General features: G+C 72.8%; 16 protein-coding genes. 13 read left to right on the top strand and 3 right to left on the bottom strand.

Annotated elements, in window-relative coordinates; genetic code table 11:
* Positions 1–20: 20 nt before the first annotated feature.
* On the bottom strand, positions 21–1376 hold the full coding sequence (locus ABT300_RS24150; RefSeq protein ID WP_351679258.1) for a glutamine synthetase family protein: 1356 nt from the start codon (positions 1374–1376) through the stop codon (positions 21–23).
* Positions 1377–1826: 450 nt separating this feature from the next.
* Between ABT300_RS24150 and ABT300_RS24145 the strand changes: the two genes are divergently transcribed.
* The 10 genes from ABT300_RS24145 to ABT300_RS24100 all read left to right on the top strand — a co-directional run bounded on the left by ABT300_RS24145 (position 1827) and on the right by ABT300_RS24100 (position 12315).
* Positions 1827–2015, top strand: a complete 189-nt coding sequence (locus ABT300_RS24145; RefSeq protein WP_351679256.1) for a ferredoxin — start codon at positions 1827–1829, stop codon at positions 2013–2015.
* Positions 2016–2019: 4 nt separating this feature from the next.
* Positions 2020–3228, top strand: coding sequence for an NAD(P)/FAD-dependent oxidoreductase (locus tag ABT300_RS24140; RefSeq protein ID WP_351679254.1), 1209 nt, complete (start codon positions 2020–2022; stop codon positions 3226–3228).
* An 11-nt stretch (positions 3229–3239) separates the two neighbouring features.
* Positions 3240–4046 (top strand): acetoacetate decarboxylase family protein, encoded by an 807-nt coding sequence (locus ABT300_RS24135; RefSeq protein ID WP_351679251.1) that lies wholly within the window; start codon positions 3240–3242, stop codon positions 4044–4046.
* Positions 4047–4079: 33 nt separating this feature from the next.
* The gene (locus ABT300_RS24130) at positions 4080–5546 is read left to right on the top strand and encodes an aldehyde dehydrogenase (protein WP_351679248.1); all 1467 of its coding nucleotides are present in this window, start codon (positions 4080–4082) and stop codon (positions 5544–5546) included.
* Complete coding sequence (locus ABT300_RS24125; RefSeq protein ID WP_351679245.1) at positions 5539–6519, top strand: 3,4-dihydroxyphenylacetate 2,3-dioxygenase; 981 nt, start codon at positions 5539–5541, stop codon at positions 6517–6519. The genes ABT300_RS24130 and ABT300_RS24125 overlap by 8 nt, the downstream gene beginning before the upstream one ends.
* 10 nt (positions 6520–6529) lie before the next feature.
* Positions 6530–7408 (top strand): fumarylacetoacetate hydrolase family protein, encoded by an 879-nt coding sequence (locus ABT300_RS24120; RefSeq protein WP_351679242.1) that lies wholly within the window; start codon positions 6530–6532, stop codon positions 7406–7408.
* A 10-nt stretch (positions 7409–7418) separates the two neighbouring features.
* Positions 7419–8060 carry a TetR/AcrR family transcriptional regulator gene (locus tag ABT300_RS24115; RefSeq protein WP_351679239.1) on the top strand — a complete coding sequence of 214 codons (642 nt, stop codon included), beginning with the start codon at positions 7419–7421 and terminating at the stop codon, positions 8058–8060.
* Between the two features lie 356 nt (positions 8061–8416).
* Positions 8417–9874: an APC family permease gene (locus ABT300_RS24110; protein ID WP_351679238.1), complete on the top strand. Its 1458-nt coding sequence runs from the start codon at positions 8417–8419 to the stop codon at positions 9872–9874.
* 231 nt (positions 9875–10105) lie between these two features.
* Positions 10106–11596: an aldehyde dehydrogenase gene (locus tag ABT300_RS24105; protein ID WP_351679236.1), complete on the top strand. Its 1491-nt coding sequence runs from the start codon at positions 10106–10108 to the stop codon at positions 11594–11596.
* On the top strand, positions 11593–12315 hold the full coding sequence (locus ABT300_RS24100) for a gamma-glutamyl-gamma-aminobutyrate hydrolase family protein (RefSeq protein WP_351679233.1): 723 nt from the start codon (positions 11593–11595) through the stop codon (positions 12313–12315). The genes ABT300_RS24105 and ABT300_RS24100 overlap by 4 nt, the downstream gene beginning before the upstream one ends.
* A gap of 37 nt (positions 12316–12352) precedes the next feature.
* Here ABT300_RS24100 and ABT300_RS24095 read toward each other — a convergent pair whose 3' ends face one another.
* Positions 12353–14233, bottom strand: coding sequence for an ABC transporter ATP-binding protein (locus ABT300_RS24095; protein WP_351679270.1), 1881 nt, complete (start codon positions 14231–14233; stop codon positions 12353–12355).
* A 258-nt stretch (positions 14234–14491) separates the two neighbouring features.
* Here ABT300_RS24095 and ABT300_RS24090 point away from each other — a divergent pair, with 258 nt between their 5' ends.
* Both ABT300_RS24090 and ABT300_RS24085 read left to right on the top strand, forming a co-directional pair.
* The gene (locus ABT300_RS24090) at positions 14492–15457 is read left to right on the top strand and encodes a lysylphosphatidylglycerol synthase transmembrane domain-containing protein (RefSeq protein WP_351679230.1); all 966 of its coding nucleotides are present in this window, start codon (positions 14492–14494) and stop codon (positions 15455–15457) included.
* Positions 15458–15684: 227 nt separating this feature from the next.
* A complete protein-coding gene (locus ABT300_RS24085; RefSeq protein ID WP_351679228.1) occupies positions 15685–16782 on the top strand; it encodes a mechanosensitive ion channel family protein in 1098 nt (365 codons plus the stop codon).
* 15 nt (positions 16783–16797) lie between these two features.
* Here ABT300_RS24085 and ABT300_RS24080 read toward each other — a convergent pair whose 3' ends face one another.
* Positions 16798–18327, bottom strand: coding sequence for a M1 family metallopeptidase (locus ABT300_RS24080; protein ID WP_502977988.1), 1530 nt, complete (start codon positions 18325–18327; stop codon positions 16798–16800).
* A 226-nt stretch (positions 18328–18553) separates the two neighbouring features.
* On the opposite strand from ABT300_RS24080, the gene ABT300_RS24075 reads away from it, so the two are divergent.
* Positions 18554–20773, top strand: a complete 2220-nt coding sequence (locus tag ABT300_RS24075; protein WP_351679222.1) for an NADP-dependent isocitrate dehydrogenase — start codon at positions 18554–18556, stop codon at positions 20771–20773.
* Positions 20774–20831 lie beyond the last annotated feature (58 nt).

Genomic DNA, 20831 nt, shown 5'->3' with positions numbered 1-20831 from the left:
CTCCGGGCGGTCCGTCGGGTTCAGAGGTGGTAGGCGTACTCGGTGAACTCCCAGTCGGTGACGTGTCGGCCGAAGCGCTCGGCCTCGTTGCGCTTGTAGGCGAGGAAGGAGGCGGTGAAGTCCTTGCCGAGGAGGTCGGTGAGGGCGGTGTCCGCCTCCAGCGCGTCGAGCGCCGCCGGCAGGCTCGTGGGCAGCACGGCGGAGCGTGCCGTGTCGTACCCGTAGCCCTCCAGCGGGGCGGCGGGCTCCTCGCCCGCCCGGACGCCGAGCAGGGCGGCGGCGATCGTGCCCGCGACGAGCAGGTAGGGATTGGCGCCGGCGTCGCCGAGACGCAGCTCGAGCCGTGCGCCGCTGCCGCGCTCCGGCGGGATGCGGACCATGGCGCTGCGGTTGTCGAGACCCCAGTCGATCAGCCATGGCGCGAGGGTGTCCGGGCCGAAGCGCTTGTACGAGTTCACGGTGGGGTTGGCCAGCGCCGCGAGCGCGGGAGCGTGGGCCAGGATGCCCGCGACGGCGTGCCGTGCCGTGGCCGAGAGGCCGTACGCGCCGGACGGGTCGTCGAAGGCGTTGCGGCCTTCGGCGTCGTCGCAGGACAGGTGCAGATGGAAGCCGGAGCCTCCCGCGTCGCCGAAGGGCTTGGCCATGAAGGTGGCCAGCTTGCCCTCCTTGCGGGCCAGTTCCTTGACGGCGGCCTTGAAGCGGAAGGCGCGGTCGGCCGCGTCCAGGGCGTCGGAGTGGGTCAGGTTGATCTCGATCTGGCCGCCGTCGAACTCGTGGTTGCCGTTGGTGACGCCCAGGCCGAGGTCGCGCAGCAGGCGCAGGGTGCGCAGCAGATGGTTGCCGGGGTCGGCGCGCAGGCCGGCGGTGTAGACGGCGCCGGTCGTCTCCGGGGCGCGGCGCCAGCCGGTGGGCGTGCCGGGGGCCGGTTCGAGGAGGAAGTACTCCAGCTCGGGGCCGACGACGGGCCGCAGTCCCTGCTCGGCGCAACGGGCCAGCACGGTGCGCAGCAGGTCGCGCGGGGATTCCGCGGCCGGTTCCCCGGTCGCCGGGTCGCTGACCTCGCCGAGGCAGGCGGCGACGCCGGGTTCCCAGGGCAGGGGGACGGCGGTGGAGAGGTCCGGGCGTACGCAGACGTCCGGCAGTCCGGCGTCGAGGCCCCCCGGCACGGGGACCACGTCGCCCTGGGGGGTGGTGTGGTAGACGGCGCGGCAGAAGGCCAGGCCGTGCTCGCCGGCCGAGGGCAGCTGGTCCAGCAGGACGTCACGGGCGCGGTCGGTCCCCATCAGGTCGGGGTACTGGACCCGGACCACGTCGACACCCTCGGCGGCGAGCCGCTCCATGTGCCGGCGGATGTCTGGGCTGTCGGATGCGCTCACCGGGTTCTCCTAGGGCGGAAAGGCGGGCTCCCCCGGGGCGTCGGCCGGGCGGGGAGGCGCACAGGCGGCGGGTCCGGGGCCGGGAGGGAGCGGGAGGACGGTCCCGGGCGAACCCTCGGAGCCGTTCATTTGATCCCGAACGGTATGGAAGGGAGTCGCGACCCGCAAGGGGGTCTCGCAAAAAATTTATCCATCTGGACAGGTATTGACCAGGGGGCGGCGGCTTCCTATGTTGTTTGACGCCAAACGAGTCAGGGTGGCGGGAGACCCCCGCCCCCCTGTGGCACCGGGGCCCGGCCCTGGCCGGACGCCGTCCGTGCCGCACCCGGCCGGGCCCCTCCGTCTCCCCCTGTTCCCCGCCTTCCCACCCGCCTCTCCCGCTCCGCACTCTCCTCCCGCTCCTCCACTTCCCCTTCCGCTCCGACGCGCTCACCCCTCAGGAGGACCGCCATGAAGGTCGTCGTCGACATGAACAAGTGCCAGGACCACGGCCAGTGCGTCTTCGCCGCCCCGGACGTCTTCTCGCTGGACGACGACGGCCGGCTCGCCTACGTCCCCGACCCCGACGACGCGCTGCGCGACGAGGTCGAGGAAGCCGCCGACGTCTGCCCGCTGCAGGCCATCCGGATCGAGGCCTGAGTCCATGACCGGGACGATCGTCGTCGCAGGCGGCTCGATGGGCGGACTGCGCGCCGCCGAGCAGCTGCGCGCGGCGGGCTGGACCGGGGCCGTCACCATCGTCGGCGACGAGCCCCACATGCCCTACAACCGGCCCCCGCTGTCCAAGGACGTGCTGGCGGGCACGGCGCCGTTCGCGTCGCTGGCCTTCACCCCGAAGGCGTCCGCGGCCGACGTGGAGTGGCGGCTCGGCACGCGGGTCGTCGCCGCCTGGCTCGGCGAACGCACCGTCGCCCTCGACGACGGCCGCACGCTGGCCTACGACGGGCTGGTCGTCGCCACCGGGATGCGCCCGAGACGGCTGCGCTGCCCCGGGCCGCTCGCCGGCCGGCACACCGTCCGCACCCTGGACGACGCGCAGGACCTGCGGGAGGAGCTGACCCGACCCGGCGTCCGGCTGGTCGTCGTCGGCGCGGGCTTCATCGGCTGCGAGGTCGCCGCCACCGCCGTCCGTCTCGGCGTGGCCGAGGTGACCGTCGTCGACCCGCTGCCCCTGCCCATGGCCGGCCCGCTCGGCGAGCAGCTCGGCCGCGCGCTGCTGAAGCGGCACGAGGAGCGCGGGGTGCGTTTCGCGCTGGGCACGGGAGTGGCCGGGTTCCGGGGCGAGGAGCGGGTGACCGGCGTCGTCCTCGGAGACGGCCGCGTGCTGCCCGCCGACGTGGTGGTCGAGTCGGTCGGCTCGGTCGCCAACGTGGAATGGCTCGACGGCAACGGCCTCGACCTCGCCGACGGCGTCCTCACCGACGAGCGGCTGCGGGTCGGCGGCCGGCCCGACGTGGTCGCCGTCGGCGACGTGGCCCGGTTCCCCAACGCCCGTTACGACGGTGTGGCCCGCCGCGTCGAGCACTGGTCGATCCCCACCGACACCGCCAGGCACGCCGCGAAGACCCTGGTCGCCGGGCTCACCGGCGCCGACGCGGCGCCCGGCCCCTTCGCTCCGCTGCCCACCTTCTGGAGCGACCAGCACGACTTCCGGCTGCAGTCGTTCGGAGCGCCCGTCCTCGGCAAGGACGACGTGCGCGTCCTGGAGGGCGACCTGGAAGGCGACGTCCTGGTCGGCTACCACTGCGGCGGCCGGCTGGTCGGCGTCGTCGCCCTGGGCGGCCCGTCCGTCGCGACCGCCGCCGCCCGCTACCGCGCCCAGTTGCTGAAGTCGCCCGCTCTCACCCCCTAAGGAAGCCCGTCATGTCCCTCGTCCGTGGTTACTTCCACCCCAAGACGGCGAGCGGCGCCTCGTCGCTGATCCCGTCTCCGCCGTGGCGCTACTCCGGCGACCTGCTCACCGTCGAGTACCGGACCGATCCGGCCCGGGTGCGCGAACTCCTCCCCGAGCCGCTGGAGCTCGCCGACGAGGACCCCGGCGCGGTGGCGTTGATCTGGGCCGACTGGCAGTCCTGCTCCGCCTCCGGCGACGAACTGCTCGACCCGGTGCTCTCCCAGTACAAGGAGGCGTTCGCGGTCGTCCGCTGCGCCTACCGCGGGCAGACCTACTCGCGGTGCGTCTACATCTGGGTCGACAAGGACTTCGCCATCGCCCGCGGGCTCCACCAGGGCTACCCGAAGAAGCTCGGCTCGATCCACCAGACCCGCCCGCACCCCTACGGGCCCGCTCCGCGCATCGGGGCGGGGGCCCGTTTCGGGGCGACGCTGGCCGCGGCGGACCGGCGGCTCGCCCAGGCCGTGGTGACGCTGCGCGAGCCGTCGGAGACGAACGGGTTCGTCAACGCGCACCCCATGGCGCATCACCGCTGGCTGCCCTCCATCGAGAAGGGGAAGGGGCTGGCGCTCGACGAGCTGATCGAGACCGGCGCGGCCTCCTTCGAGGCGGGCCCCGCGTGGGTCGGCGACGCCGAACTGGAGCTGTTCGAGGCGCCCACCGAGGAACTGGCCCGGCTGGAGATCCACGAGCCGATCGCCGCCTACTACCGGCAGGTCGGCGTCGTCTGGGACGGCGGCCGGCTGCTGGAGTCCGGCATGTCCGGCGCCGAGTAACCCCCGCACGCATCACAGAACTTGGAGACCGGCATGATCGAGCACACCCTCACGGTGGCCGGGGTCACCGTCGACGCACGGCACTGGATCGGCGGCGAACGCGTCGCCTCCGCCGAGACGTTCACCGACGTCTCGCCCATCGACGGCCGCGCGATCGGAGAGATCGCACGCGGCACCCCGGTGGAGGCCGCCGCCGCCGTGGCCGCCGCCAAGGCCGCCTTCCCCGCCTGGGCCGCCACCCCGCGCGCCGAACGCGCCCGCATCCTGCACGCCGTCGCCGACGGCGTGGAGAAGCGGCTCGAGGAGCTGGCGATCGTCGAGACCACCGACAACGGGGCCCTGCTGCGCTCGCACCGCCGCGGCGTGATGCCCCGGGTCGCGCACAACTTCCGCTTCTTCGCCGACTGGCTGCTGAAGCTGGAGCACGAGGACTTCGACACCCGGGGCCACGCCAACCACGTCTCCTGGGACCCGGCGGGCCCGAGTGTGCTGATCACCCCGTGGAACGCCCCGCTCATGCTCGCCACCTGGAAGGTCGCCCCGGCCCTCGCCGCCGGCAACACCGTGGTCCTCAAGCCCGCCGAGTGGTCCCCGCTGACCGCGTCGCTGCTCGCGGACATCGCCGCCGAGGCGGGGCTGCCCGCCGGGGTGCTGAACGTGGTCCAGGGCTACGGCTCCGAGATCGGCGACGCGCTCACCTCCCACCCGGACGTCCGCCGCATCAGCTTCACCGGCTCCGTCCCGACGGCCCGGCGGATCGCCGCGTCGGCCGCCGCCCAGCTCACCCCGCTCAGCCTCGAACTCGGCGGCAAGTCACCGCTGCTGGTGTTCGCCGACGCCGACCTCGACCTCGCCGTGGACCTGGCGGTGGAGCAGTACGACAACGCCGGCCAGGTCTGTCTCGCGGCCACCCGCTTCCTGGTCGATGAGTCGGTCGCCGAGGAGTTCACCCGGCGGTTCGTCGAGAAGGCCGGACAGCTCACCCAGGGCGACCCCCGCGACGAGGCCACCGACATCGGACCCACCATCCATCCCCGCCAGCTGGAGAAGATCGACGGGTTCGTGCGGCGGGCCGTCGCGGCCGGGGCGCGCGCGGTCGTCGGCGGGCGCCGCGAGGGAGACCGGTACTACGCGCCGACCCTGCTCACCGACGTCGCCCAGGACTCGGAGATCGTCCAGGAGGAGGTCTTCGGACCCGTCCTGACGCTGCAGACCTTCACCACCGAGGACGAGGCCGTCCGGCTCGCCAACGACACCCGCTTCGGCCTCGCGGCCACCCTCGCCACCGGCGACCGTGAGCGCGCCGAGCGCGTCACGGCCCGGCTGGCCGCGGGCACCGTCTGGGTCAACTGCTTCTTCGTGCGCGACCTGCGCGCCCCCTTCGGCGGCGCGCGTCAGTCCGGCGTCGGCCGCGAGGGCGGCTCCTGGAGCTTCGACTTCTACTGCGACCTGAAGAACACCGTGACCGCACCGAACGGATGGAGCCGGGACCATGGGTGAGATCGTCGGGGCGGGCCTGCTCGCCCACGTCCCCACCATCGTGCTCCCCGAGGAGCAACGGCGGGAGCTCAACGAGGGCAGGGAGATCACCCTCGTCACCGGGCTGCGACAGCTGCGCGAGGACGTCTTCGCCCGCGACGACTACGACACCGTCGTCGTCCTCGACTCGCACTGGGCGACGACCGTCGAGTTCGTCGTCACCGCACAGCGGCGCCGCGCCGGGCTGTTCACCTCCGAGGAGCTGCCGCGCGGCATGTGCCGGATGCCGTACGACTATCCCGGCGACCCCGAACTCGCCGAGAACATAGAGAGGTTCGCGGACCGGCACGGCACGTGGATCACCGCGATCGACGACGACTGCCTGCCGGTCTACTACGCCACCATCAACCTGTGGAAGTACCTCGGCGAGGGCCTGCCCGACAAGCGGTGGGTGACCATCGGGGTCTGCCAGACCGGTGACATGGAGGACCATCTGCGGCTCGGCCGCGCGCTGGCCGACGGCATCGCCGCCACCCCCGGCCGCCGGGTCCTGCTCATCGCGTCCGGCGCGCTCTCGCACACCTTCTGGCCGCTGCGCGAACTGCGCGACCACGAGTCCAGCGACCCGGCGCACATCTTCACCCCCGCGGCGCGCGAGGCCGACCACGAGCGCATCGCCTGGTTCAAGGAGGGCCGCCACGACAAGGTCCTCGACACGATGGACGAGTTCTGGAAGTACCGGCCCGAGGCGAAGTTCTTCCACTACCTGATGATGGCCGGCGCCCTCGGCGAGCAGGCCTGCGTCGCGACCGCCCGCCAGTACGGCGAGTACGAGAACTCGATCGGCACCGGCCAGGCGCACCTCTGGTTCGACCGCCCGTCCGACGGCTGGACCGGAGCCGGGCCGGCCGGGGCCCGCACCGCGCACACCCCGCCCGACAGCCTCCCGCCCAGTCGTCCCGCGCCCGGCCGCACCCCGCACAGCCGCCCCTAGGAGCCCCGCCATGCCCGAGTACCGCCGCATCCTGCTGGACGGCGCCGCCGTCCAGGTCACCGTCGACGGGGACGAACTCGTCGCCGGCGACGGCCGTCGCGTCAAGACCGAGGAGGCTCAGCACCTGCCGCCGGTCGTGCCGTCGAAGGTGATCGCCGTCCACCTCAACCACCGCAGCCGCGTGGACGAGTTCGGGATCGACCTGCCCGCCACCCCGACCTACTTCCACAAGCCGACCTCCTCCCTGAACTCCCACCGGGGCGCGATCGTCCGCCCCGAGGGCTGCAAGTGGCTCAACTACGAGGGCGAGGTCGCCATCGTGATCGGCAGGACCGCGCGCAACATCTCGCCCGCCGAGGCTGGGGAGTTCATCGCCGGGTACACCGTCGCCAACGACTACGGTCTGCACGACTTCCGCGACACCGACGCCGGCAGCATGCTCCGGGTGAAGGGCTCCGACACCCTGTGCCCGCTCGGGCCGGGGCTGGTCACCGACTGGGACTTCCACGGCAAGCGGCTGCGCACGTACGTCAACGGCGAGGTCGTGCAGGACGGTTCGACCGACGAGATGCAGTGGGACATGCACTACCTCGTCGCCGACATCGCGCGCACCATCACCCTGTACCCGGGCGACGTCCTGCTGTCGGGGACCCCGGCCAACTCCCGTCCCGTGCGACCCGGCGACGTCGTCGAGGTGGAGGTCGAGGGACTCGGACGGCTCACCAACCACATCGTGACCGGCCCGACGGCGATCCGCTCCGACGTCGGCGCCCAGCCGACCGAGTCCGAGGAGGTGCTGTCCACCGCGCTCGGCGGCGACTGGGAGTTCCGCGGCGTCCGCCCCCCCGGCGGTGACGCCCGCGAGGGCCGCCGCCGGGCCGGCGGGTAGGGTCACCGGCATGACCGACTCCGCGGACGCCCCGACGAGCCGTCGGCCCCGCAAGCGCCTGCACTACGGCGAGGGCCGCGAGGCCCTGCTGAACGCCGCCGTGCGCGTGGTGGCGCGGGGCGGACTGCGCAGGCTCACCTACCGGGCGGTCGCCGAGGAGGCCGGGGTCACCCACGGTCTGGTCGTCCACCACTTCGGTTCACGTGACGCGCTGATCGAGGCGGCCCTCGCCCACACCATCCGCACCTCGCTGAGCATCAGCGCGCTGGAGCCGGGCACCGGCGAGATCGACGACTTCTCGACGGGGCTGTCCGAGATGGTCACGGCGGATCCGGGCACCCAGGCCTTCCAGTACGAACTGCTGCTGGAGTCCCGCCGCAGGCCCGAGCTGCTGCCGCAGATCCGCGAGCTGTACGACGAGTACTTCGACGCCAGCCGGCGCGAGCTGGGCCGGATGCTGCCCGCCGGCGCGGACGAGGCGCTGGCCCGGCTGGTCTTCGCCGCCCTCGACGGGCTGGTGCTGCATCAGCTCGTCCTCGGCGAGCCCGACGTCACGGACGCCGCTCTGGAGCAGCTGCGCTCCCTGCTGAGGCTCCGGGCCGCGTCCGGCGAAGCCGGTGACCCCGGCGACGCCCCGCGCCCGACCCCCTGATCACGCCCCACCCTCTGATCACACCCGGCCCGCTCGACGCGCCCGCCCCGCCGATCACGGCCGACTCTGCGGACACGACCGACCCTCCGATCACGGTCGGTCTCTGATCGCGCCTGGCCACCCGGCCTGCGCGTTCCCCGTCCCGGCACGGCTCGTCCGGTGCCGGACGTCGGGCGACGGCGGCCGCCTGCGCACGCCTGAAGCGGACGGCGCCCGGCCGGGGCCCCGACCTTCGACGCCGGGGCGGAAATCTTTCCGCAGAGCCTTGCCAAACGGATAGTTCCCGACCACCATGAGGCAACTCGTTTGGCTCAAAACAAACTCCCATCCCTTCCCGTCCCCGACAGGTGATCCGAGTGGACAGTCAGACGGCGGTCGCCCCGCACTCCCCGCACGACGCAAGCACGACAGGCAGACTCAAGCCCGATTCCCTCGGCGTCCTGGGCATCCTGTTCTTCGTCCTCTCCGCCCAGGCCCCGCTGACCGGCATCGCCGGGGCCGTCCCCATCGCCGTCGCCATCGGCAACGGGGCGGGCGCGCCCGCCGCGTACCTCGCCGCCGGCGTCATGGTCCTGCTGTTCTCCATCGGCTTCGTCGCCATGGGCCGTCACGTGGTGGACGCCGGCGCCTTCTACACGTACATCGGCAAGGGCCTCGGCCGCTCGGCCGGCTCCGGCAGCGCCGCCGTCGCCCTCTTCGCCTACTGCGCCATCCAGGCCGCCATGTACGGGCTCTACGGCGCGACCGTCGGCGGCCTCGTCGCGTACTACGCCGACGTGCACCTCGCCTGGTGGGTCTGGACGCTGCTGACCATGGCCGTCGTCCAGATCCTCGGCGCCGCCGGGATCGAGATGGGCGCGAGGCTGCTGGCCGTCTTCGTCCTCGCGGAGTTCAGCATCCTCATCGTGTTCGCCCTCGTGACCTTCTTCAAGGGCGGCGGCCCCGAGGGCCTCGGCTTCGGCGCGAGCTTCTCACCCCACGCCGCGCTCGAGGGCGCGCCCGGCGTGGCGCTGATGTTCGCCGTGGCGTCGATGTTCGGCTTCGAGGCCACCGCCATCTACGGCGAGGAGGCGCGCGAGCCCCGCAGGACCGTGCCGCGCGCCACCTATCTGTCGGTCGCGGTGGTCACCGGCTTCTTCGCCTTCACCTCGTGGATGCTGGTCTCGGCGCACGGCGCGTCCGCGGCGACGGCGGAGGCGGGCAAGGCGCTGGAGTCCGGTGACGCGACGTCGTGGGTCTTCGCGCCGATCACCGCGCTGTTCGGCTCCTGGGCCGGGGACGTGCTGCCGATCCTGCTGGCCACCTCGCTGTTCGCGGGCATCCTGGCGTTCCACAACTCCGCCAACCGCTATCTGTTCTCCCTCGGCCGCGAGGGGCTGCTGCCGCACCGGCTGACCAGGCTCAACCGGCGCCACTCCCCCTGGGCGGCCGGCGCCGTGCAGACGGTGATCGCGGCGGCGCTGGTCGTCCCGTTCGCCCTGCTCGGCAAGGACCCGGTGCTGACGCTGTTCTCCTGGTTCAGCGGCGTCGCCGTACTGGCGATGATGCTCCTGTACTTCCTGACCTCCGTCTCCGTGGTCGTGTTCTTCCGCCGCTCGCGAGCCGACACCCGGATCTGGAACACGCTGGTCGCACCCGTGCTGGGCGCGCTCGGCATCGCGGGCGCCATCTGGCTGATCATCGAGAACTTCACCACGCTCATCGGGGGCGACCGGGCCACGGCCCTCTGGCTCCAGCTGACCGTCCCGGCGGTGCTGGTCCTCGGGCTGTTCGCGGCACGGCTGACCCGCGGCAGGCACGCGGCCGGCGCCTGACCCCCGCGTCCTGCGCGAACGGCCGGCGGCGGCCTCACTCCCCGGACGCCGCCGCCGGCGCCCGAGCCAGGGCGCCCGATCACGGGCAGGGGATCACAGGCCGAGGATCACGGGCCGCGGCTCTCCCGGCGGACGCGGCCCTCGCCCGGACCACCGCACCCCACGCAGAAGACCGCACAGGACCGCAGACCCAGAAGAGAAGCAGACCAAGAAGAGAACAGGAGAGCCGAGATGCCGGCCCTCACCCATGACGATCTGCTGCGCCGCGCCAAGGAGCTGCGGCTGCCGGCCCAGCACCACGTCGACGGGGCGGACGAGCCCGGTTCGGGCGCCGCGTTCACCGTCGTCTCCCCCCGCGACGGACAGGTCCTCGGCGAGGTCGCCGACGCGCACGGCGCCGAGGTCGACCTGGCCGTGGCCGCCGCCCGCCGGGCCTTCGACTCCGGGCCCTGGCCGCGGCTCGCGCCCGCCGAGCGGGGCCGCATCCTGCTGCGCGTGGCCGACCTGCTCGAGGAACGGCGGGAGGACCTCGCCCTGACGGTCAGCCTGGAGATGGGCAAGCCGTTCACCGACGCGTACGGGATCGAGCTGCGCGCGGCCATCAACACCTTCCGCTGGTACGGGCAGTTGGCGGACAAGCTGACCGACGAGTCGCCGCACGTCGCCCCGGACGCCCTGGCGCTGGTCACCAGGGAGCCGGCCGGCGTCGTGGGCGCCGTCGTGCCGTGGAACTTCCCCCTGACGCTGGCGAGTTGGAAGATCGCGCCGGCGCTGGCGGCGGGCTGCACGGTCGTGCTGAAGCCGTCGGAGAGCTCACCGCTGTCCGCCCTCACGCTGGGGCGGATCGCCACCGAGGCGGGACTGCCGCCGGGCGTCCTCAACGTCGTCGCCGGGGACGGCCCGACGGCGGGCCGGGCGCTGGGCCTGCACCCCGACGTGGACGTGCTCGCGTTCACCGGCTCCACCGCCGTCGGCCGGCACTTCCTGCGCTACGCCGCCGACTCCAACCTCAAACGCGTGTGGCTGGAACTGGGCGGCAAGTCCCCGAACATCGTCCTTCCCGACGCCCCCGACCTGGAGAAGGCCGCCGCCACCGCCGCCTGGGGCATCTTCTTCAACCAGGGCGAGATGTGCACCGCCCCCTCCCGGCTGCTGGTGCACTCCTCCGTCGCCGAACGCGTCACCGAAGCGATCGTGGCCCGGGCCCGCGAACTGCGGGTCGGCGACCCCCTCGACCCCGCGACCGAGATGGGCGCGCTGGTCGGCGAGGGGCATCTGGAGCGCGTCCTCGACCACATCGGCGCCGGGGTCGGGCAGGGCGCGCGCCTGCGGGCCGGCGGCGCCCGCACCCTGACCGACACCGGCGGCAGCTACCTGCACCCCACGGTCTTCGACCAGGTGGATCCGGGCATGCGCCTGGCCCGCGAGGAGATCTTCGGCCCGGTGCTCTCGGTGCTGGCCTTCGACGACGTGGAGGAGGCGGTGCGGCTGGCGAACGCCACCGAGTACGGCCTCGCCGCCGGCCTGTGGACCTCCGACCTGTCCACCGCCCACCGCGTCGCACGCGCCCTCAAGGCCGGGACGGTGTGGGTCAACTGCTACGAGGAGGGCGACCTGACCGTCCCCTTCGGCGGCATGAAGCAGTCGGGCAACGGACGCGACAAGTCCGCGCACGCCCTGGAGAAGTACACCGAGCTCAAGACCACCTGGATCCAGCTGTGACGACGACGTCCCCGCGCCCCCTCGTCGCGATCCCCGCGCGCTTCAGCGCGACCACGTCCGCGCTGCGCTACGCCGCCGAGGTCAACGCCCGCGCCCTCGTCGAGGCGGTCTGGCGGGCCGGCGGCGAGCCGGTCGGCCTGCATCCCGCCGACCAGGACGAGCGGGAGGTCGCCGCCCGCCTCGCCCGGTTCGACGGCGTCCTGCTCCCCGGCGGCGGCGACCTCGCCCCGCACCGCTACGGCGCCGCCGACGCCCACCCCAGCGTCTACGACGTCGACGAGCTGCAGGACGCCTTCGATCTGCGGGTCGCCCGCACCGTGCTGGACCTCGGTCTGCCGCTGCTGGCGATCTGCCGGGGCATGCAGGTCGTCAACGTCGCGCTCGGCGGCGCCCTGGAGCAGGACATGGGCGGCCCGGAGCGCGAGCACCGGCACGTCGTGCACCCGGTGGCGGTGCGCGGCGGCTCGCTGCTGGAGCGGGCCGCCGGCGTCGGCAAGGTCGAGGCCTCCTGCTACCACCACCAGCGGGTGGACCGCGTCGGCGTGGGCCTCACGGTCACCGCGCGCGCCGCCGACGGCACCGTGGAGGGCCTCGAACTCCCGGACCGCCAGGGGTGGTTCACCGCCGTCCAGTGGCATCCCGAGGACACCGCCCACGAGGATCCGGCGCAGCAGGGCCTCTTCGACGCCCTCGTCCGGGCCGCGCGCGACGGACGCTGACGGCGGCCCCACGCCGTCCCGTCCCCTCACCGCCGTGTCACAGGGCGGCCGCCTCGGTCGCGGCGGGCTCGTCGAACTGGGTCCGGTACAGCTCCGCGTACCGTCCGCCGGCGGCCAGCAGCTGCTCGTGGTCGCCGCGCTCCACGACCCGGCCGGACTCGACCACGAGGATCAGGTCGGCGGCGCGGACGGTGGACAGCCGGTGCGCGATGACGACGGCCGTACGGTCCGCGAGCGCCTCGGCGAGGGCCTCCTGGACGGCCGCCTCGGAGGTGTTGTCGAGGTGGGCGGTGGCCTCGTCGAGGATGACGACGCGCTGGCCGGCCAGCAGCAGCCGGGCGATGGTCATGCGCTGGCGCTCGCCGCCGGAGAGCCGGTAGCCGCGTTCGCCGACGACGGTGTCGAGCCCGTCGGGCAGGGAGCGCACGAGGTCGTCGAGGCGGGAGCGGCGCAGCGCGTCCCACAGCTCGTCCTCGGTGGCCGAGGGGCGGGCGAGCAGGAGGTTGGCCCGGACGGAGTCGTGGAACAGGTGGCCGTCCTGGGTGACCATGCCGAGGGTCGCCCGCAGCGAGCTCGCGCTCAGGTCGCGGACGTCCACGCCGCCGATGCGGACGGCGCCCTCGTCGACGTCGTAGAGGCGCGGCAGGAGCTGGGCGATCGTCGACTTGCCGGCGCCGGAGGAGCCGACGAGGGCGACGGTCTGCCCCGGGTCGGCGCGGAAGGAGACCCCGTGCAGGACCTCGTCGCCGCCGCGGGAGTCCAGGACTGCGACCTCCTCCAGGGAGGCGAGGGAGACCTTGTCGGCGGACGGGTAGCCGAAGCGGACGTCGTCGAACTCGACGGAGACCGGGCCCTCGGGGACCTCGCGGGCGTCCGGCTTCTCCTCGATCAGCGGTTTCAGGTCGAGCACCTCGAAGACCCGCTCGAAGCTGACCAGGGCGCTCATCGCCTCGACGCGGGCTCCGGCGAGCGAGGTGAGCGGGGCGTAGAGGCGGGTCAGCAGCAGGGCGAGGGCGACGACGGCGCCCGGTTCGAGGGAGCCCTTCAGCGCGAGGTGGCCGCCGAGGCCGTAGACCAGGGCGAGGGCCAGCGCGGAGACGAGGGTCAGGGCGGTCATGAACACCGACTGGGCGGTGGCGGTGCGGACGCCGATGTCGCGCACGCGGGCCGCGCGGGCCGCGAACTCGGCCGACTCCTCCTCGGGGCGGCCGAACAGTTTGACCAGGGTGGCCCCGGGGGCGGAGAACCGCTCGGTCATCCGGGTGCCCATCGACGCGTTGAGCGCGGCCGCCTCCCGCTGCATGCCGGCCATCCGCCGGCCCATCCGCCGCGCCGGGATCACGAACACCGGCAGCAGGACCAGCGCGAGCAGCGTGACCTGCCAGGAGAGCGTGAGCATGACGGCGAGGGTGAGCACCAGGGTGACCAGGTTGGAGACCACTCCGGAGAGCGTGTTGCTGAACGCGCGCTGCGCTCCGATGACGTCGTTGTTGAGTCGGGAGACGAGCGCTCCCGTACGGGTACGTGTGAAGAACGCGACCGGCATCCGCTGCACATGATCGAACACAGCTGTGCGCAGATCGAGGATGAGCCCCTCTCCGAGCGTCGCCGACAGCCTCCTGCCCAGGATGCCGAGCGCCGCCTCCAGCACCGCGATGCCCGCGATGAGCAGCGCCAGCCGCACGACCGTGCCCGGGTCGCCGTGCGACACGATCGCGTCGACGACCTTCCCGGCGAGGACGGGGGTGGCGACGGCCAGCAGCGCGGTCAGCACCCCCAGCACGACGAACAGGGCGATGCGGCGGCGGTGCGGTCGGGCGAACACGCCGATGCGGCGCAGTGTCGCGCGGTCGAAGGGGCGGCGTTCCTGTTGGCTGTTCATGACGCTGTACAGCTGCGTCATGGCGATCGCGTCCATGCTCATGGGACCGACCGTAGAACCTCAAGCATCATTGAGGTCAAGCCGTTTCCGACGTCCGCCCGCCAGAACGCCTCCGACGCCGTCCGGGGCGCCGACACGAAGGCCGCCTGCCCGAAGGCTCCCGGCACGGGCGTTGTGCGCACGACGCCCGCGCGCACGACGCCCCCGATCACGAAGGCCCCGATGACCGTGAGCAATGTTCCGTCCACGCTGGTGAAACCGGCGGTTGGCCCCGTGCGGGAACCCTCGGCGGGTGTGACAGCGGTTCCTCTCGCCCCCCGCGGACGGGCCCGGCGACTGCCGGTGCGTCAGCTCCTGTGTCTGCTTCCGCTCCTGCTGGTCACCGCGGTGGCGGTGCGGCACCGGTCCGTGCTCGCCGACGGTGTGGCGCAGTTGCGCGGCGCCGAGTGGCCCTGGCTCCTGGCGGCTGTCGGCGCGACCTGTCTGACCTGGGTGGCGGCGGCCGTCACCCGGCAGGGCGCGGTCGTGCAGCGGCTGCCCGGACGGCGGCTGCTGGCGGCGCAGTTCGCGGCGGGCGCGGCCAACCACCTGCTGCCGACGGGGTTGGGCGCGAGCGCGGTCAACCTGCGGTTCATGTCGGTGTGCGGGGTGCCGCTGGCCCGCTCCTCGGCGGCCCTCGCGCTGTACCTGCTGGCGGAGGGCGTGGCCCGGGTGGGGCTGCTGGCCGCGCTGCTGCTCGCCTTCCCGGACGCGCTGAAGCTCGGTCCTCTGCTGCCCGGCGGGTCGTTCGGCCCGTTGCTCGCCGCCCTCGCGGCCGTGGCGCTGGTCGCGGCGGGCGTGCTCGCCTGCGTGCGGCGGCTGCGGTCGGCGGTGTGCTCGTTCCTGCGGACCGCGCTCGGCGAGGCGCGTTCGGTGCACTCCCGGCCGGCCCGGGCGTTCGCGCTGTGGGGCGGCTCGCTGGCGTTCCCGCTGCTCCAGGCGGCCGGTTTCGCCGCGGTGGGGCAGGCGTTGCGTCTGCCGGTGCCGGCCGCGCACATGGCGGTCGCGTACGTGGCGGCCACGGTGGCCGTCGCGCTGGTGCCGGCGCCGGGCGGGATCGGCTCGGTGGAGGCGGCGCTGGTGGTGGCGCTGGTGGCGGCGGGCGGGCCGGTGGCGGTCGCCACCGCCGTGGTCCTCGGCTACCGCATCATCACCGTGTGGCTGCCGCTGCTGCCGGGCGCGCTGACGCTCGCGGCCCTGGTCCGCATGAAGATCGTCTGAGCCGGTCGCGTGCCTCGCCCGAGCGGCGCGATCCGGCCACCGCGACCGGATGCTCCGGTACGAACCGCCGTGCCGGATACGGCAGGATGAGCGATCGCGCCCCGGCGCCCGACCGGGCGGGGGCGCCATCGCACATCCCGGAACCGAACAGGTGACATCGTGATGAGACTTCACATCCGGCCGTCGGCGGCCGCGTCGGCCGCGGATCGACTTCCCGGAGGTGACCGGTGAACCGCGCGCTGACCCTCGACGACGGCGTCCTCGCCGGAATCGCCCTGGCCACCGGTCTGCTGACGGCCTTTCTGTCGCGCACCGTGCTGCGCTGGCTGGCGAAGCACGCCAAGCGCACCAAGTGGAGCGGCGACGACGTCGTCGTGGACGCGCTGCGCACCGTCGTGCCGTGGGCGGCGATCGCCGGCGGCGCGGCGGCCGCGGCCGCGGTGCTGCCGCTGACGAAGGCGGTCCAGCACACCGTCAACCAGTGCCTGACGGTGCTGCTGATCTTCGTGGTGACGGTGTCGGCGGCGCGGGTCGTCGCCGGACTGGTGCAGACGGTGACGTCGTCGCGCTCCGGCGTCGCCGGGTCGGCCACCATCTTCGTGAACATCACCCGGATCCTGGTCCTCGCGATCGGTTTCCTGGTGATGCTGCAGACGCTGGGCATCTCCATAGCCCCCCTGCTCACCGCGCTCGGCGTCGGCGGTCTGGCGGTGGCGCTCGCCCTGCAGGACACCCTCGCGAACCTGTTCGCGGGCATCCACATCCTCGCCTCCAAGACCGTCCAGCGCGGTGACTACATCAAGCTGAGCAGCGGCGAGGAGGGCTACGTCGAGGACATCAACTGGCGTCAGACGACCGTGCGCGCGCTGTCCAACAACCTGGTCGTCATCCCCAACGGGCAGCTCGCCAAGACGAACATGACCAACTACATGCGTCCCGAGCAGCAGTTGACGGTCCTGGTGCAGGTGGGCGTGGCCTACGACAGCGACCTGGAGCAGGTGGAGCGGGTGACGTCGGAGGTCATCGCGGAGGTCATGACGGGAGTGGACGGCGCCCTGCCCGAGCACGAGCCCGCGATCCGCTTCCACACCTTCGGCGACTCGCGGATCGGCTTCACCGTGATCCTGGGCGTCGGCGAGTTCAGCGACCAGTACCGGATCAAGCACGAGTTCATCAAGCGGCTGCACCGCCGCTACCGCGAGGAGGGCATCCGGATCCCGGCGCCCGCCCGCACGGTGGCGCTGCAGTCGGGCGCCGTCGTCATCCCGCAGCAGCGGACCGGCGACGGGGTCGTGCAGGGCGAGACGCCCGCCCTGCACGACTGACCGCGTTCATGCAGGTCAGAGCGTGGCCGAGTTCTCGTGCCAACGCGCGTCCGACCGCCGGCGCGGCGCGGTGAGGGACGGCGGCGCCGGGGTGACCGTCCAGTCGGGGTGACCGGGCATCCTCGGGGTCGTCGTGCCGTACAGCCAGTCGCGCAGGAAGCCGGAGACGTCCTGCCCGCCGACCCGCGAGGCGACGGCGATGTAGTCCTCCGTCGACGCCGAGGAGTCGCGGTAGCGGGCCAGGAAGGCCCGCTCGACCGCGTGGAAGGCGTCCTCGCCGATGAGCTGGCGCAGCGCGTACAGGACGAGGACGCCGCCCAGGTAGCGCTGGCTGTCGAAGAGGTTGGCGGCGTTGGGCGCGGCGACCGGGCCGGAGGACTTGCGCCACTGGTCGCCGCGCGCGTAGGTGTCCTTCATCCGGGCCTCGAACGAGGTCAGGCCCAGGGAGTCCGCCCAGCCGCGCTCATAGCGGTAGAGCAGCCCGTAGAAGTCGGCGTGGCCCTCGTTGATCCACAGGTCGGCCCAGGTGGCGGGGCTGACGCTGTTGCCGAAGTAGGAGTGGACCAGTTCGTGCATCATGTGCGAGCCGATCTTCGGCTCCGCCTGCAGCAGGAAGTTCGGCTTGTAGAGGGTGAGCGTCTGGGTCTCGAGGCCGGTGAAGTCGAAGGCGTTCGGGGCGTCGGAGTTGCAGGGCAGCAGCCCGTACGTCTCGAAGGGGTAGGCGCCCAGCCGCGCCTCGAGCCACTCGACCAGGCCCGGGGTGAGGGCGAGCGCCGGCTCCAGGGCCTCGGCGCGGGCGACCGGCACGACGTCGCGCAGGCGCAACCCGTGCGGCCCCTGCCGCTCCTTGACGACGTAGTCGCCGACGGTGATCTGCACGAGCTCGGTGGCGATCGGCGACCGGGAGCGGTAGGTGTACGCGGTCCGGTCGCCCGCAAGGTTCTCGGTGCACACCAGTGAGCCGTTCGCGACGGCGCGCAGGGCGGCGGGCACGGTGACGCGGAAGGTGAAGTCCGCCTTGTCCGACGGGTGGTCGTTGCACGGGAACACGGTGTGCGCCGAGTCCGGCTGGGGGCATATCGCGAACCCGTCCGGGGTGGGGACCCAGGCGGTGTGCGCGAGGGGGCGCCTCGGGTCGGCCGTGTACGTCACGCACACCGTGACGCGCTGCCGTGCGCGCAGCGGGCGGGCGGGCGTGATCCGCAGCTTCTCGTCCGCCAGCTCGAAGGCGGCGGTGCGGCCGTCGACGCGGACCGTGCGTATGTCGAGGCCGAGGGAGTCGAGGGAGAGGCGGCTGAGGGCCTGTGTGGTGCGCAGGTCCAGGGTCGCCGTGGCGTCGACGAGGGCCGTCGTCGCGTCGTAGGAGACGTCGAGGCGGTAGGCGGTGACGCGGTAGCCGTCGTTGCCCAGGTTCGGGAAGACGGGGTCGGCGAGCGTCTCGGGGGCGGGGGCGGGTGCGTCGTCGGGCTTCCCGTCCGCGTGAGCCGTGGTTCCCCCGGCCAGGACTGCCGCCGTGCCGATCAGGGCGGCCGCGGGGGCCGTCACTCTGCTGCGATATCTCATGGTCCGCTTTCGCTCGGGCGGCCGGGTGGTCGGTCCGGCCGTCGGATCAGGTCGTGGATCTACCTGCTTGACCGCGAGAACGGCCGATTCGGTTGCACGCCGGGGGCGTCTGGGCCGTCCCGGATGTGAGGAGACCCCTGTCGAGCCCGACCCGAGTACGAGATATCTTGATGTCGAGCAATGTTGCAGACGTGGAGCGGAGCACCCGGTGACTGACTCGACCATCATCTACACGCACACCGACGAGGCCCCGGCCCTGGCGACGTATTCCTTCCTGCCGGTGGTCCAGGCGTACGCCTCGCAGGCGGGCGTCGCGGTCCAGACGCGGGACATCTCGCTGGCCGGACGCATCATCGCCGTGTTCCCGGAGTACCTCACCGAGGACCAGCGGATCCCGGACGCGCTGACCGAGCTCGGCGAGCTGGCGAAGACGCCCGAGGCCAACATCATCAAGCTGCCGAACATCTCGGCGTCGATCCCGCAGCTCAAGGCGGCGATCGCGGAGCTGCAGGGCCAGGGCTACGCGCTGCCGGCCTACCCGGACGACCCGAAGACCGACGAGGAGCGGGACGTCCAGGCCCGCTACGACAAGGTCAAGGGCTCCGCCGTGAACCCGGTCCTGCGCGAGGGCAACTCCGACCGTCGCGCCCCCGCGTCGGTCAAGAACTACGCGAAGACCCACCCCCACCGCATGGGCGCCTGGTCCGCCGAGTCGAAGACCGCCGTCGCCACCATGGGCGTGGACGACTTCCGCTCCACCGAGAAGTCGGTCGTGATCTCCGAGGCCGGCGCCCTGCGGATCGAGCTGGTCGGCGACGACGGCACCACCAAGGTCCTGCGCGATTCGGTCCCGGTCCTCGAGGGCGAGGTCGTCGACGCCTCCGTGCTGCACGTCGCGCCGCTGCGCGAGTTCCTCACCGCCCAGATCGCCGAGGCCAAGGCCCAGGGCGTGCTGTTCTCTGTCCACCTCAAGGCCACGATGATGAAGGTCTCCGACCCGATCATCTTCGGTCACGTGGTCCGCGCGTTCTTCCCGAAGACCTTCGCGCAGTACGGCCAGGCGCTCGCCGCGGCCGGCCTGACCCCGAACGACGGTCTGGGCGGCATCTACAAGGGCCTGGAGTCCCTCCCGGAGGGCGCCGAGATCAAGGCCTCCTTCGACGCCGAGCTCGCCGAGGGCCCGGCCCTGGCGATGGTCGACTCCGACAAGGGCATCACCAACCTGCACGTGCCGTCCGACGTCATCGTCGACGCCTCGATGCCGGCCATGATCCGCACCTCCGGCCACATGTGGGGTCCGGACGGCCAGGAGGCCGACACCCTCGCGGTGCTGCCGGACTCCTCGTACGCCGGCGTCTACCAGGCCGTGATCGAGGACTGCCGCGCCCACGGCGCCTACGACCCGTCGACCATGGGCTCCGTCCCGAACGTCGGCCTCATGGCGCAGAAGGCCGAGGAGTACGGCTCCCACGACAAGACCTTCGAGATCCCGACCACCGGCACGGTCCGCCTCGTCGACCAGGCCGGCAACGCGGTGATCGAGCAGACGGTCTCGGCCGGCGACATCTTCCGCGCCTGCCAGACCAAGGACGCGCCGATCAAGGACTGGGTGAAGCTGGCCGTCACCCGCGCCCGCGCCACCGGCGACCCGGCCGTGTTCTGGCTGGACGAGACCCGCGCGCACGACGCCAACCTCATCGCCAAGGTCAACGGCTACCTGGCGGAGCACGACACCGAGGGCCTGGACATCCGCGTCCTCGCCCCGGTCGACGCCACCAAGCTGTCGGTGGAGCGCATCCGCCGCGGCGAGAACACCATCTCGGTGACCGGCAACGTGCTGCGCGACTACCTGACCGACCTCTTCCCCATCCTGGAGCTGGGCACCAGCGCCAAGATGCTGTCGGTCGTGCCGCTGATGGCGGGCGGCGGCCTGTTCGAGACGGGCGCGGGCGGCTCCGCGCCCAAGCACGTCCAGCAGCTGGTCAAGGAGAACTACCTGCGCTGGGACTCCCTCGGCGAGTTCTTCGCGCTGGTCCCGTCGCTGGAGCAGTACGCGACGGCCACGGACAACCCGAAGGCCAAGGTCCTCGCCGACACCCTCGACCGCGCCACGGCGACCTTCCTCAACGAGGACAAGTCCCCGACCCGTCGCGTCGGCGGCATCGACAACCGCGGCAGCCACTTCTTCCTGTCCCTGTACTGGGCGCAGGAGCTGGCCGCGCAGACCGACGACGCCGACCTGGCGAAGGCCTTCGCGTCGTTCGCCGAGACCCTCGCCTCGAACGAGCAGCGGATCGTGGACGAGCTGAACGCCGTCCAGGGCGAGCCGGCCGACATCGGCGGCTACTACCAGCCCGACCCGGCCAAGGCGGCGGCGGTCATGCGCCCGTCGGCCACCTGGAACGAGGCCCTCGCCTCGCTGAGCTGACGCATGCGGCCCAGCGCCGCGCCCGTACGGCACCACCGCGCCCCGACCGGCTCCGACC

This window comes from Streptomyces sp. NPDC001027, assembly GCF_040299045.1.
Taxonomy (GTDB): domain Bacteria; phylum Actinomycetota; class Actinomycetes; order Streptomycetales; family Streptomycetaceae; genus Streptomyces.
Note: the sequence above shows the minus strand (reverse complement) of the source record. Positions and strands in the feature narration are given on the sequence as shown.